Source organism: Mycetocola sp. JXN-3 (assembly GCF_014522285.1).
Taxonomy (GTDB): domain Bacteria; phylum Actinomycetota; class Actinomycetes; order Actinomycetales; family Microbacteriaceae; genus Mycetocola; species Mycetocola saprophilus.
The window spans coordinates 3315834-3329332 of the sequence record NZ_CP041635.1 but is presented as its reverse complement, the minus strand read 5'-3'; the positions used below and the strand labels follow the sequence as shown (position 1 = coordinate 3329332).

General features: G+C 65.7%; 10 protein-coding genes and 1 rRNA gene. 8 read left to right on the top strand and 3 right to left on the bottom strand.

From position 1 onward, the window contains the following. Positions 1-27: 27 nt before the first annotated feature. The 7 genes from C7C57_RS15105 (at position 28) to rrf (ending at position 6736) form a co-directional block, all read left to right on the top strand. Positions 28-1299 carry an extracellular solute-binding protein gene (locus C7C57_RS15105; protein ID WP_187977042.1) on the top strand — a complete coding sequence of 424 codons (1272 nt, stop codon included), beginning with the start codon at positions 28-30 and terminating at the stop codon, positions 1297-1299. Between the two features lie 176 nt (positions 1300-1475). Next, positions 1476-2462 (top strand): carbohydrate ABC transporter permease, encoded by a 987-nt coding sequence (locus tag C7C57_RS15100; protein ID WP_030149335.1) that lies wholly within the window; start codon positions 1476-1478, stop codon positions 2460-2462. A gap of 95 nt (positions 2463-2557) precedes the next feature. Beyond that, positions 2558-3376 carry a carbohydrate ABC transporter permease gene (locus C7C57_RS15095; protein WP_370581458.1) on the top strand — a complete coding sequence of 273 codons (819 nt, stop codon included), beginning with the start codon at positions 2558-2560 and terminating at the stop codon, positions 3374-3376. Between the two features lie 2 nt (positions 3377-3378). Beyond that, complete coding sequence (locus tag C7C57_RS15090; RefSeq protein ID WP_187977041.1) at positions 3379-4899, top strand: glycoside hydrolase family 3 protein; 1521 nt, start codon at positions 3379-3381, stop codon at positions 4897-4899. Continuing rightward, positions 4896-5825 (top strand): ROK family protein, encoded by a 930-nt coding sequence (locus C7C57_RS15085; protein WP_187977040.1) that lies wholly within the window; start codon positions 4896-4898, stop codon positions 5823-5825. Before C7C57_RS15090 ends, C7C57_RS15085 begins: the two co-directional genes overlap by 4 nt. Further along, a complete protein-coding gene (locus C7C57_RS15080) occupies positions 5818-6591 on the top strand; it encodes a glucosamine-6-phosphate deaminase (protein ID WP_187977039.1) in 774 nt (257 codons plus the stop codon). Before C7C57_RS15085 ends, C7C57_RS15080 begins: the two co-directional genes overlap by 8 nt. A gap of 28 nt (positions 6592-6619) precedes the next feature. Further along, positions 6620-6736: ribosomal RNA gene (gene rrf, locus C7C57_RS15075) — 5S ribosomal RNA — on the top strand. Between the two features lie 63 nt (positions 6737-6799). Here the strand turns inward: rrf and C7C57_RS15905 are convergent. Continuing rightward, entirely contained in the window at positions 6800-8119 is a 1320-nt protein-coding gene (locus tag C7C57_RS15905) for an RNA polymerase sigma factor (protein ID WP_255505844.1), read from the bottom strand. 251 nt (positions 8120-8370) lie between these two features. On the opposite strand from C7C57_RS15905, the gene C7C57_RS15065 reads away from it, so the two are divergent. Beyond that, positions 8371-11685 carry an LPXTG cell wall anchor domain-containing protein gene (locus tag C7C57_RS15065; protein WP_187977038.1) on the top strand — a complete coding sequence of 1105 codons (3315 nt, stop codon included), beginning with the start codon at positions 8371-8373 and terminating at the stop codon, positions 11683-11685. Here the strand turns inward: C7C57_RS15065 and C7C57_RS15060 are convergent. Both C7C57_RS15060 and C7C57_RS15055 read right to left on the bottom strand, forming a co-directional pair. After that, on the bottom strand, positions 11682-11825 hold the full coding sequence (locus C7C57_RS15060) for a hypothetical protein (protein WP_187977037.1): 144 nt from the start codon (positions 11823-11825) through the stop codon (positions 11682-11684). The genes C7C57_RS15065 and C7C57_RS15060 overlap by 4 nt on opposite strands. 432 nt (positions 11826-12257) lie before the next feature. Next, the gene (locus tag C7C57_RS15055; protein ID WP_187977036.1) at positions 12258-13412 is read right to left on the bottom strand and encodes a hypothetical protein; all 1155 of its coding nucleotides are present in this window, start codon (positions 13410-13412) and stop codon (positions 12258-12260) included. Between the last annotated feature and the right edge of the window lie 87 nt (positions 13413-13499).

Genomic DNA, 13499 nt, shown 5'->3' with positions numbered 1-13499 from the left:
TCACACCAATTGTTTAAGGAACGCATCATGAAGAAGAAACTGGGAGTACTGGCCCTCGTGGCCGCGTCGGCCCTGGCTCTGACCAGCTGCGCAAGTAACGGCAGCCCCGGATCCAGCGAAGCATCCGATGCCAACATTCGTGTCTGGCTGGTGGGTACCGACACCCCCAAGGAAGCTCGCGAATACCTCGTCTCCACGTTCGAAAAGGAAAACCCCGGGTCAAAGTTGACCATCGAGGAGCAGTCCTGGACCGGCCTGGTTGACAAGCTCAACACCAACCTCTCCGGCAGCGACAGCCCCGACGTGGTTGAGGTCGGAAACACCCAGGCCGCGGCCTTCACCTCGGCCGGCGCCTTCCTCGACCTGACCAAGGACTTCGACGAGCTCGGCGGCAAGGACCTGCTGCCCGGCTTCGTGGAGGCCGGTAGCTACGACGGCAAGTTCTACGCCGCCCCGCTGTACTCCGGTGCACGCCTCGTCTTCTACAAGAAGGACGCCCTCGCCGCCGCGGGCCTGCAGGTTCCCACCACCCTCGCCGACTACGTCACCAACGGCAAGAAGCTCGCGACCGACAACCCCGGCAAGTCGGGCATCTGGTGGCCCGGACAGGACTGGTACAACGCCCTGCCCTTCATCTGGGAAAACGGTGGCGAGGTTGCCACCTTCAAGGATGGCAAGTGGTCCTCGGCCTTCTCGACCGAGAAGTCCCTCGAGGGTCTGAAGCAGGTTCAGGACGCCATGCTGAACGCCTCCCGCGCCCCCAAGGACGGCAAGGAAGACAACCCGCAGGTTGGGTTCTGCGACGGCACCAGCCTGCAGCTGTCGGCACCGAGCTGGGTCAAGTGGTCGATCCTGGCCAAGGCCGACGCCGAAACCCCCGGCTGCCCGGACCAGGAAGAAAACCTCGGCGTCTACGCGCTGCCCGGTAAGGACGGCGGCGCCGCATCGGTCATGGCCGGTGGATCCAACATCGCCGTTTCGGCCAAGTCGAAGCACCCGGAACTCGCGGTCAAGGCGCTGAAGATCATCCTCAGCGACGAGTTCCAGACCATCTACGCCAAGGGTGGACTGGTTCCGGCCAAGCTGTCGCTGGCCAAGGAACTCGGCACCGACGAGGTCGCCAAGGCAACCGCCGAGGCCGCCGCGAAGGCCCGTCTGACCCCGCCGTCGCCCAAGTGGGCCGACGTCGAGGCCGCCGGCCTGCTGCAGGACTTCTTTGTGAAGATCGCACAGGGCGGGGATGTTGATTCCCTGGCCAAGGAGCTCGACAAGAAGATCGACGGCATCCTCAACGGCTAACGCCACCCGGATCGGCCGCACAGTCGCGGCCGATCCGCTCCCAGCTAGCCGGCCGGGGACCACACACCCCGGCCGGCTTCCCTCTCCCCACCCGCAATACCCCGTAATACCCGGCGAACCCGATCGAATCCCCTTCCGGTCCCATCCCCACACTTTTTCAACGAAGAGAGTTTCAGATGTCTACCCTGAATAGCGCCCCACCGCGGGTGCCAGACGCGCCGGAGGAGGCCCCGGCGACCACGCCGGCGGGCGGCAAGGCGAACGCACGCGGCCGCTTTGGTGCCAAGTTCACCCCGTACTCCCTGCTGGTGCCGTCGATCGTGGTGCTCGGTGTGGTGATCGGTTGGCCGCTGATCAACCTGATCATCATGTCGTTCCAGAAGTTCGGCCGCGCCCAGGTGTTTGGTGCCCCGCCGGAGTGGATCGGCTTCGGCAACTACGCCAAGGTGCTCGGCGACCCCACCTTCTGGGAGGTCCTCGGACGCTCGCTGCTGTTCTGCCTGGTCTGCGTGGTGATCACCATGGTGCTGGGAACCCTCATCGCGATGATGATGACCCGCCTCACCAAGTTCTTCCGCCTCCTGCTCTCGGTGGGTCTGCTGCTGGCCTGGGCGATGCCCGCGCTGACCGCAACCATCGTCTGGGGCTGGATCTTTGACACCGACTACGGTGTCATCAACAACGTTTTGGTGAACGTATTCGGGCTGGACTTCCAGCAGCACTCGTGGCTGATCGATCCGGTGAGCTTCTTCTTCGTGGCCGCGATCATCGTGATCTGGGGCGCCGTTCCGTTTGTGACCTTCACCGTGTACGCGGGCCTCAGCCAGGTCCCCGACGAGGTGCTTGAAGCCGCCTCGCTCGACGGCGCCGGTTACCTGGCCCGCTTCCGGCTGATCGTGTTCCCGTACCTCAAGTCGATCTTCGTGGTGGTCACCATCCTACAGATCATCTGGGACCTGCGGGTGTTCACCCAGATCTATGCGCTGCAGGGTATCGGCGGCATCAAGGAACAGACCAGCACCCTCGGTGTGTACATTTATCAGACCTCGCTCGGTAGCGGAGAGTACGGCATCGGTGGTGCCATCGCCGTGATCACGGTGATCATCCTGATGGCCATCTCGCTGTACTACGTCCGTCAGAGCATCAAGGAGGAAGAGCTGTGACCAGCCAAACGGCCCTCGGCCCGACCCTGCGCGGGACCACCCCGCCGTCCAAGCGCGTGACCTCCGGTGCCCTGCGCCGGCGCAAAACCACCACGGTGGTGCTGAGCATTATCGCCGTGATTATCTTCCTATGTGCGGTGTTCCCGGTGTACTGGATGATCAACACGTCCTTCCAGCCCAACAACGAGATCCGCTCGACCACGCTGCACTTCTGGCCGGATAACTTCACCCTGCGCAACTACTACACGGTGCTCTTTGAGCCCGGCCGGACCCCGTTCCTGCCGGCCCTGGGGAACTCGCTGATGGTGACCCTGCTCACGGTGACCGTGGCACTGGTATTTGCCTTCCTGGCCTCGCTCGCGGTGACCCGCTTCCGCTTCAAGAGCCGCAAGGCGTTTATCCTGACCATCCTGATCATCCAGATGATCCCCGCCGAGGCCATGATCGTCTCGACCTATCGGGTGCTGGATGGCTGGCATCTGCTCAACACGATCGCCGGTTTGACCCTGGTGTACGTGGCCACCGTGCTGCCGTTTACGATCTGGACCCTGCGCGGGTTTGTGAACGGCATTCCGGTGGAGCTTGAGGAGGCCGGCATGGTCGACGGGCTCTCGCGTTCGGGCGCCTTCTGGAAGATCACCTTCCCGCTGCTGGCCCCGGGCCTGGTGGCCACCGGTGTGTTCGGATTCATCCAGGCCTGGAACGAGTTCCTGCTGGCCCTGGTGGTCAACTCCCGGCCCGACATGATGACCCTGCCGGTGTGGCTGCGTACGTTCCAGACGCTCACCGGAACCACCAACTGGGCCGCCATCATGGCCGGATCCACCCTCATGGCGATCCCGGTGATCGTCTTCTTCTTGATCGTTCAGGGCCGAATGACCAGTGGCCTGGTCTCCGGTGCCGTGAAGGGATAACCATGACCAACTCCTCCCTCAGCCCCGAGGTTCTCCGCGCCATTTCCGCGACCATGCTCCCGGGCTTTGACGGCCCCGAGCTGCCCGACTGGCTGGCCGCGCGCCTGCGCGCCGGCCTCGGCGGGGTGTGCCTGTTCTCGATGAACATCGAGTCCCCGAGTCAGCTCCGGGAGCTGACCGCGGCGATCCTCGACGCCAACCCCGACGCGGTCATCGCGATCGATGAGGAGGGCGGGGACGTGACCCGCCTGCACCACCAGACCGGCTCGCCCTTCCCGGGCAACGCGATCCTCGGCAAGCTGGGCGATCCGGTGGGTACCGAAGGTATCGCCGCCCGGGTGGGATACGAGCTCGCCGATGCCGGGGCCACGATGACCTTCGCCCCGGATGCCGATATCAACTCCAACCCCAACAACCCGGTGATCGGGACCCGCAGCTTCGGTACCGACGCCCACGCGGTGGGTGTCCACACCGCCGCCTGGGTGCGCGGGGTGCAGGGCCGCGGCATCGATGCCAGCACCAAGCACTTCCCCGGCCACGGCGACACCGAGAACGACTCACACCTGTCGCTGCCGGTGATCGACCGCTCGCTCGAGGAGCTGCGCGAGCGCGAGCTGATCCCGTTTGTCGACGCCATCGCCGCGGGTACCAACACGATCATGACCTCGCACATCATGCTGCCGCAGGTGGACCCCGAGCACCCGGCCACCCTGTCCCGCACGATCCTGCAGGACCTGCTGCGCGGCGAGCTGGGCTTCACCGGCGTGATCGTCACCGACGCGCTGGATATGACCGGCGCCAGCGGCAAGACCGGAATCCCCGAGGCCGCGGTGCGTGCGCTCGCCGCGGGCTGTGACCTGCTGTGCATCGGCAGCAACAACACCGATCCGCAGATGGGGGAGATCGAGGCCCATGTGGCCGCGGCGATCGAATCCGGTGTGCTGCCCGCCGAGCGGGTACTCGAGGCCGCCGAGCGCCTGCGCGTGCTCGCCGACCGCGGCCGTACCCTGCGGGCCGAGGCCGCCTCGCAGCCGGTTCCCGACACCGCCTGGCCGACGCCCGCCGCGGTGGCCGCAACTTTCGATGGGCTGCCCGGGGTTTCCCTGCCCACGCCGAGCCCCGAGGCACCGGTGCACGTGGTCACCGTCGAGGGCGTCCCGAATATTGCCGTGGGCCCGCTGCCCTGGGGACCGCACGCGGCCCAGACCGCCGAGGCGCGGGACGCGGGACTGATCTTCCACCTGGTGGACGGCACCGACCTCTCGGGTGCCGTGGCCGAGATTCCCACCGGCGTGCCGATCGTGGTGCTGGGACAGAACAACCACCGCGGGGAGCGGGTGCAGGCGGTCCTCGCCCTGCTGCGTGAGCGCGGCGACGCCCCCTCCACCGTAGACATGGGCTGGCCCGCGCCCGACCGCGCCGACGCGCAGATCGCCACCCTGGGTGCCTCGCGCCTGGCCGGGGAGGCGTTCCTGGAGTGCTGGCTCAGCGGTGGTTTCGCGGCGGAAGAGGTCCCGCGATGAGACTGGGGATCGATGTCGGCGGCACCAAAACCGCCGCGGTGGTCCTCGATGACAATGATGTGGCGATCGAGGAGCTGACCCGCCCCACCGGCTATGGCCGCGACCAGGTGCTCGCCTCGGTGCTGGAAACCAGCGCCGAGCTGGCACAGCGGGTGGGCCTCACCGCCGACCGCTTCGCCTCGATCGGGATCGGGATCCCCGGGGCGGTCAACGCGCAGATCGGCCGGGTCGAGCACGCGGTCAACCTGGGCCTGGACCGCTTCGATCTGGGCAGCGAGGCCGCCGCGCGGCTGGGCACCCGGGTCTCCGTGGAGAACGATGTGAATGCCGCCGCGGTGGGTGCCTACCGCTATGTGGCCACCACCGGGGGCGACACCTCCCTGGGCACCGACGGGCTCGCCTATCTCAACCTGGGGACGGGGCTGGCCGCCGGAATCGTCCTCGATGGGCACCTGCGTCGGGGCAGCTCGGGGGTGGCCGGGGAGATCGGCCACATCCCCGTGGATTCCGGTGGGGTGATCTGCTCCTGCGGCCAGCGCGGCTGCCTGGAAACCGTGGCCTCGGGCTCGGCGATTGCCCGCCAGTGGCCGACCACCGGTACCTCACCGGTCCACGATATGATGGCCGCAGCGGCCGCCGGAGATCCGGTTGCCGGTCGGATTCGTGCCCTGCTTTTTGAGGGGGTGGCAACCGCCGTTCGCATCCTCACGCTCAGCGTGGATGTGCGCACGGTGGTGCTGGGCGGAGGCGTCACTAGCCTCGGCGAACCCCTGTTGTCCGGCGTGGATGCGGTGCTAAACGAGTGGGCCGAGGCTTCCCCGTTTATCGCCTCGCTGCGCCTGGGTGAACGCATCCGTGTGATCCCCAGAACCCACCCGGTGGCCGCCGTTGGCGCCGCCCTCATTGGAGTTTCAAACAGTGTCTGAAGTATTCGTTGTATCGGGACCGGCCGAGGCCGGGGAGTACGTAGCCGAAATTCTGGCCCGTGCCATCACCACCAATCCGGAAACCGTGCTGGGCCTGGCCACCGGTTCCACCCCACTGCCGATCTATGCGGCGCTCGCCGAGAAGGTCCGGACCGAGGGGATCGACGTGTCCCGGGTCAGCGGATTCGCGCTGGATGAGTATGTGGGCATCGATCCCACCCATGAGCAGAGCTACCACCACGTGATCGACGCCGAGGTGACCCAGACCCTGGGCCTGGACGCATCGCGGGTGCACGTGCCCTCGGGCAACCCGGAGACGCTGGAGTCGGCCGGGACCGCCTATGAGGAGGCCATTCGCGCCGCCGGCGGGGTGGACTGGCAGATCCTGGGAATCGGAGCCAACGGGCACATCGGCTTCAACGAGCCCGGCTCCCCGCTGGACTCGCTGACCCGTCGGGTTCCGCTGACCGAGCAGACCCGCGAGGACAACGCCCGCTTCTTCGAGACCATCGACGAGGTGCCGCGACACGCCATCACGCAGGGTGTGGGCACGATTCTTCGCGCCGGACACCTGTTCCTGCTGGCCTTCGGCGCACACAAGGCCGACGCCGTGGCGCGCGCGATTAACGGGCCGATCAGTCCCGAGATTCCCGCCTCCGCCATCCAGTCGCACCCGCACGTGACGGTGCTGCTGGACGCGGCCGCCGCCGCCGGTCTGGCCCCCGCCGACTACACCGTGGTCGAGGGTGCCGTTTCCGCCGTGTAAACTGGACACATAACCACGAATTAGCTGTTTCGGTGGACATAGCAAGAGGGAAACGCCCGGTCACATTCCGAACCCGGAAGCTAAGACTCTTTGCGCCGATGGTACTGCAGGGGGGACCCTGTGGGAGAGTAGGACACCGCCGGACTTATAATTCGAAGCCCCGTGACTGGATTTCCAGTCACGGGGCTGGTTTGTTTAACCGGCGCATCTAGTCCAGACGGATCCTCAGCGCCTCGGTATGGGTGGCCTCCCCGGCGAGCAGGCTGAGACCCGCGGTGATGATCTCGCCCGACGCCCCGGTGGGTGTCACTAACAGCGTGAATTCGCCGTGCGCATCCGCGGGGATCTCGGGCAGCGCGCAGGTGGATTCCGATTCGCTGGTTGCGCAGTACCAGCCGATGCCCGCCCCCTGGGTCAGGCCGACGAGGGTGCCCGGGCCGGTGAGCGTGATCGAAAAGGACACCGCCCCGGCGTCGTCGCCGGTGTTGGCGGTGGTGATTGTCAGGGGGAAGGTGCCCGCGGCGGTGGTGGGCGCGGCGGCCTCGATGTGCACGCCACCGCGACCCGTCTGCTCGGAGGGCGTGGGGACCGGGGCCCGCCCGTTTGGTGCGGGTGTGGCGGCGTCCGTGGGGGCCTGGGCGGCGGGGGACGTCGAGGCCGAGGTTGAGGCGGAGGCCAAGACCGGTGGCGCAGTGGTCTCGGGGGCGACGAGGACGGTGATGATCGAGACGGTCACCGCGGTGGCTACCACTGCGGCCGCCGCCAGAACGCCGGCCGACTGCGCGGCCAGGGGGAGGGACGCCGCCCGCGCCGTCTGCGAGACGCCATCCACGAGCACGCCGCCGCCGAGCACGGCCGGACCGAGGAGGAGAGGGCCGAGGAGGAGGGCGAGTGCGCCGCCGTCCGCCGGTGGGCGGCGCGAGGCCGCCCGGCAGTGCTCGCAGGACTCCCGATGCCGCCGGAAGGCTGCGGGCAGCGAGCGGAGGCGCTTGCCGGCCCGCAATCCCAGGATCAGCGGGATAAACGGATGGCACTCGGGCGGCAGCTCGGCCCGCGCCTGCGCGCGGGCGAAGGCTTCGGCCAGGCCACGACGGGCGCGGATCAGCAGCTGCGAGCTGGCGTTGGGGGACAGCCCCAGCAGCAGCGCGAGCTCCCGCGGTTTCGCCCGCTCCACCTCCCCGTACCAGAGCACCTCCCGCCAGGCGGGGCGGAGTGATCCAAACGCCTCCCGCAGTGGGGTGAACTCGGCGTCGTGGGAGAACCGGTGATCCGAGCCGGGCAGGGTCGGCAGGTCGGCGCCTTCGGGATCGAGCGGGGAGGTGGGGAGCTTGACCTGAAGGTCCTGATAGATCAGGTTGCGCGCGGTGGTATAGAGGTAGGCGCGCACGTTGTGGGTGGGACCGCCGCCGCGATTTAGCCGTGCAAGGAAGCGGGCGAACGCCTCGGCGGCATAGTCCTCGGCGGCCTCATTGCCGCGTTCCCACTGGCGGGTGGCGCGCAGCAGGGCGGGGAAGTGGCGTCGATACAGCTCATCGGCGGCCCCGCGGTCGCCGAGGCGCGCCTGCTCGAGCAGGTGCTGATCGGACGTGTCGAGAATCGCCGTTTCCCATCTGGGTCTGATGCCGGGTTCGACGCTGGCCGGCTCGCATGCGGGGCGTCCCGCGCCGCGGAACTAATCATAAAGTATTTCATATTGTCGTCACGAAATCACGATCGGTCACTCTCACCGTGTGGAAGACAAAAATCCTAACCATCACACACGTTCTAGAGGACCGAAGCATGCCACTGCCGTCAGCCCCCATCGCCGTCCACCCGAGGAGGCGATCCGCCCTCGCGGCGTTGATCACCACCCTCATGATGCTGGCCATCCTGATCACCGGAACCACGCCCGCCCGCGCGGCCACCGCCGACTACACCCTGGAAATCTCGGCCCCGCAGACGGTGCCGGTGGGGAAGGCGTTTCGGTACACCGTCTCGATCCTGACCCCCGACGCCAATGCCTCGACCCCGGCCACCGGCATCGACCTGGACATCGCCCTCCCCACCGGGGTGAGGTTTGATGCGGCACCCTTCGGCGGCGGCAACGTGGTCGCGACGGCCCCCGCCTACGACTCGACCACCAACACGGTGCACCTGGACCTGCGCGATATCACCGAGGGGGTGAACGAGGTGGTGTTCACGGTGACCCAGGTCGACACCGCGGTGATGGACTCCTCCACCACACTCGTCGCCCACGTGACCGGAACCCCGAGCGACACGGGGACGCCCCCCACGGCGTCGGCCCTCACCCGGGTGGTGGGCAACCTCAACTACGCCCCGGCCAAGGCGTTCGCGACGATCCTCGGCGGCTCCAATCGCATCGTCGAGTACACGTTTGACGTGGCGACCAAGGACTCCGGTCCCGAGGGTGGCACCTTCACCACCTGGGGTCAGCGCCTCACCGATGTGCTGCCGGCGGGGGCCGTAATCACCGGAACCTTCTCTAGCATCGGCGGCACCTGGACGGTAACGGGCACCCCGGCGACCGGCCTGCGGGCCGTCTGGGAACGTACCGGAACCGCCTATGGTCCCTCCACCGCGCCGATGGCCGGTGCCGGGGCTCAGCTCGGATTCACCGTTTCCTATCCCGAGGCGGCGTTCCCCGACGGCACCCGTCCGCCGGAAAACGTGGTGGGACTCGACGTGAGTGACCACGGCGGCACCTGGAGTGCCCGCCCCACCGCCAAGACCCAGGGCCCCGCGTTCATCCCCAGCACCATCGGTCACGCGGTGGCGATCGAAAAGACCGCCAACTTCTCCGGGGGACAGGACTCATTTGAGTGGGGCAACGGCCAGTGGCTAGCCCAGTACGGGGTGCGCGCCTCGTTCCTCAACTCGGTGGACACCGAGCAGCTGGACACCATGACCATCGAGGACTCGGCGGGCATCGGCGCGGATAACGCCGCCTTTTTTGAACAGGGCGATCTGCGTCGCCTGGCCGTTCTCTTTAACTCGACGCTGCGCGCCGCGGATGTGCCCTACCGGCTGGAGTACACCACGAGCAGTGGTCCGGCATGGCATGGCGCCGGGTCCGGGCTGCGCACCGGAACCGATCTGCGGATGACCTTTGTGGCGGCCGGATCCACCGGCTGGGACAGTGACGGATACACCCTGGTGGAGAACCTGCCCGCGGGACAGACGGTAACCGGCTGGCGAATCGTGCTCTCCCCGGAGGCCACGGATCCGGGAATTCCCGGCGGATCGCAGGTCCAGGTGGCCCCCTCGTACGTGCCGATCCTCGCCGGTGCCGCGGGCGCGACCGAAACCTACACCAACACCGCGGTTGTCAACGGCGTGATGAGTGGCGGCGTCATGCTGCCCGGTGCCGCGGACTCCGCCCGACTCGGCCTGGCCGATCGGGTGCCCGTCATCACCCAGGTGATCGGCGTGCCCTCGACCCTGACCGTCGGGCAGGACGCCAGCTACCTGGTCAACATCGCCAACATGGATCCGGTGCGCGCCTACGCCGATGCCAAGATGCGCGTGGTGCTGCCGGTCGGCGTGTTCTATGACGATGCCGCCGGGGTCAGCCCCGCCTACGCCCAGACCCCCACCGCCAACGTGCCGGTTCCCGTGCCGGGGAGCGGACTGACCATCTCGACCGAGACGGTCACCGACGCCGACGGCGAGCACCAGGTGGTGGTATTCGCCTTCGATACCCTGGCCAGCATTCGCCTCGCCGGTACCCCGCAGGAGCGGGTCGAAACCCAGGGATTCCGCTACACCATCCCGGTGCGGGTGCTGCCCCAGGCGTATCGTGCCGATCAGGGTAGCGTGGCCACCCGCACCTTCGCCTCGGTGGATGACCCGGCGTTCGCCACGGTCCCGATGGGATTCTCCCCGGCGTATGTCGGCGAGGACACCTTCGACTTCAACCCCGCGCTTCCCACGATTGCCCGCTTTGCCAAGGACTCCCAGGTTGCGACCTCGGGTGGCCTGCTGATGGGCAAGCAGGTGCGCGCCCATGAGACAGACGGGTGGGAGCTCTCGGCTCCGGTGTCTGGATCGGATCCCGCCCAGTGGAAGGTGTATGTGCGTAACGTGCTGAGCGATGCGGTGACCAACCTGGTGGTCTTTGACCGGATGCCCACCCGCGGGGACGAGCGTGGATCGGCGTTTGGCGAACGGTTGGTGGGTCCGCTCTCGGGCGCCCCGGCCGGTGCCGTGATCGAGTACTCGACCGACGCGACCTCCGCCACCACGGGAACCTGGAGCGCCGACCCCGCGGATGCGGCCGGGGCCACCGCCTTCCGCCTGACCACCGGAACGCTAAACGCGGGGGAGGAATTCGAGCTGCGCTTTGACACCGAAGCCGATGACCCCGGTGCGCGGGCGGGGGCGCGGGCGATCAACGATGTGAGCGCGTCCGCGTCCTATCGAGGCAGCCCGCGATCCATCTCCTCGAATGAGGCGGACATCGTGATGGCCCCCGCCCCGGCGCTGAGCGTGCTGAAGAAAACCAACGGGGTCGAGTATTCGGCACCGCCGGGGGCCGGCGTGGAGGCGGGGTCCGAGGTGACCTGGACCTACACGGTCACCAACACCGGCAACACCCCGCTGGCCAACATCGAGGTGATCGATGCCTACACCGACGGGCAGGGTGCGTCCGGAACCCAGTCGGTGGTTTCCGCGCCGGGGGAGGTGCTGCAGCCCGGTGCTTCGCGCATCTTCGAGCTGACCGGCACCGCCGTGGAGGGGCAGTATCACAACGTCGCGACCGTGAGCGCGGCCGCGGTGGACGAGAGCGGCACGGTCATCACCGCGCCGGTGGCCCCGGCCAGCGACGAGTCCTGGTATCTCGGCACGGCGATGACCGACCCGGGAACGCCCGGCGGCGGTGACGAGGGCACGTCCGGCGACTCGGGTACCTCGGGCGACGGGGATTCCGGCATCCCGGGCCCCGGGCACACGGGGTCGGATGCCGACGCGGAAGGCCTGGCCTCGACCGGAAGCGAGGCGGCCCCGCTCCTCGCCGGGGTGGCACTCCTGCTCCTGGCCGGCGGCGGGCTGATGCTCATGCGCCGGCGCGCTCGCCAGGACCGCTCGATGCGCTAGCCGAGGTCATCGGCCGCGGTTGCCGAACCGATGAGGCACGAGCCCGCAGGTGCCGACCCTGCGGCATCGCGCTCGGTGGCCGCGGTATTATCTCGAAGGGTGAGGTTTAGCGCGGCCAGCTCTCCGATGAGCTCAGCCATGCGCACTACGCGGATGAGCGAATCGGTTTGACCCGTAACAGGAAGCTTGCCGTTGTCTCGGTGAGCGTTGTCGATCTTGAAGCCCACGAAGTGCATCAGGAACTGGCTGCGTAACGAGAGGCGTGGGTCGAGGGTTGTGGGTGACGCGGCAGCCGAGATGAGCTGCGGCGAGACTCCTCCGAGTGACCTATCGCGTTGAAGTCACAAGCGCCGCGCTACAGCGGGTTTAACACTGCTGGTTTCCGCTTGCGAGAGATTATGCGATATACCGATTCGACGCTGATTGTGATCGTTGTTCGCACTGCCCATTGTCGCGGTCCGTGTGAGGTGTCCAGCGTCGCGTCGAGAGAATTGAAGTGATGCTCAGGCTATCTATTAGCGGCCACAACCGGCAGCGTTTGAGCTTCAACTCGAGAGCATTCGAGCTCTAAATCACAACTGACGTTCGCTCAACTGAGTCTTGTCGGTCATGATGATTGATCCGTGCGGAGATACGTGAAGTCCATTTAGGTTTATTTTTGTTGTTTCGGTTTGCGCTAGGTTTACCCGACCGTGGTCATTCACTTTCAGTGAGCGCAATTGAATGCTGCCTGTGCCGTCGATGCTAACGCGTTCCAAGTCGATAATTCCACCTTGATTAACTTCGGCACCAAAAAGGGTCACGCTACATTTATCAGCAATTTGTGTCCTCACTAACGTCAAGGAAGCGTTATCTGAGATGTTCGCTTCGTAAAGGTTGATATGTCCGTTATCAAGTACAGTTGCATCGTAAAAATCGACAGCAGCATCATTTTTAACGCGAATAGTTCGCAGGTCTAAGCGCCCGTTTCCCCTGATTATGCAATGTCGGAGGATGAGTTTGCCTTTGCCGCTTAGGACGATTCGCTCAAGATTCACATAGAAGTCGATCACGGCTCCAGCAAGGTTCAGGATGTGATTGCTCCAAGTATTTGTTGAGTCAGGTATCAGATGGTCGTGCAGAATTCTGAAACCGGTGGTTCGTACTAAGACCTCATCATCTGGCGTGCTCGCGTGATCTGGAGAGAACGGTGCGCGGAGATAGTCTGTGATGACGTTTATACAGATCTGGACCTCGTCAAATCTCTTAATCGCATTCCAATCGTCGGACAACGTGCTGAGTCCGTAAAGTCCGGCAATGCGTTTGATCGGACTATGGATATCGGATAACAGGCCTACCGCCGATGTAAACCGGCTTCGCAATTCTCGTTCTATTTCCATTTCGTGCTGGAGCGCGTTGGTATTGACTCGCTCAACGTCTCTTGCCTGCTCGTCGAGTAGTCGCGTTCGATCGCGTCGCGCACTATCTAATTCTTCAAAGTGGCGAGAGACGCTAACTGCTACGCCTATAGCTGCAATAATCCCGCCCAAGCCGAAAAGTACCACCCTTGCAGCTTCACCGATCAGTTTGCCTTGCTGTTCAGCTGTTGCCAGTGGAATCCAATTTGCGATAAGGAGGGATGGCGCAAGAGCAAGTGTGAGGCATCCAATGGCAACGAATGCCGCGGCCAGCAAGAGCATTTTCTTAAAAATTGGGGCATACGGTTTTGGTGTTAAATCGGTTGTCATCCGAAAACATTGACATAACTTGTGCGCAAACACGAGGGTTACTGGTTACATGCGCCGCACAAATCTAAACCTCTCGCTTAGTCAAAG

Excerpts from the sequence above, each read along its gene's own strand:
- C7C57_RS15105 (WP_187977042.1), top strand. The coding sequence starts at position 28 with ATGAAGAAGAAACTGGGAGTACTGGCCCTCGTGGCCGCGTCGGCCCTG.
- C7C57_RS15100 (WP_030149335.1), top strand. The coding sequence starts at position 1,476 with ATGTCTACCCTGAATAGCGCCCCACCGCGGGTGCCAGACGCGCCGGAG.
- C7C57_RS15090 (WP_187977041.1), top strand. The coding sequence starts at position 3,379 with ATGACCAACTCCTCCCTCAGCCCCGAGGTTCTCCGCGCCATTTCCGCG.
- C7C57_RS15085 (WP_187977040.1), top strand. The coding sequence starts at position 4,896 with ATGAGACTGGGGATCGATGTCGGCGGCACCAAAACCGCCGCGGTGGTC.
- C7C57_RS15065 (WP_187977038.1), top strand. The coding sequence starts at position 8,371 with ATGCCACTGCCGTCAGCCCCCATCGCCGTCCACCCGAGGAGGCGATCC.
- C7C57_RS15060 (WP_187977037.1), bottom strand. The coding sequence starts at position 11,825 with ATGGCTGAGCTCATCGGAGAGCTGGCCGCGCTAAACCTCACCCTTCGA.
- C7C57_RS15055 (WP_187977036.1), bottom strand. The coding sequence starts at position 13,412 with ATGACAACCGATTTAACACCAAAACCGTATGCCCCAATTTTTAAGAAA.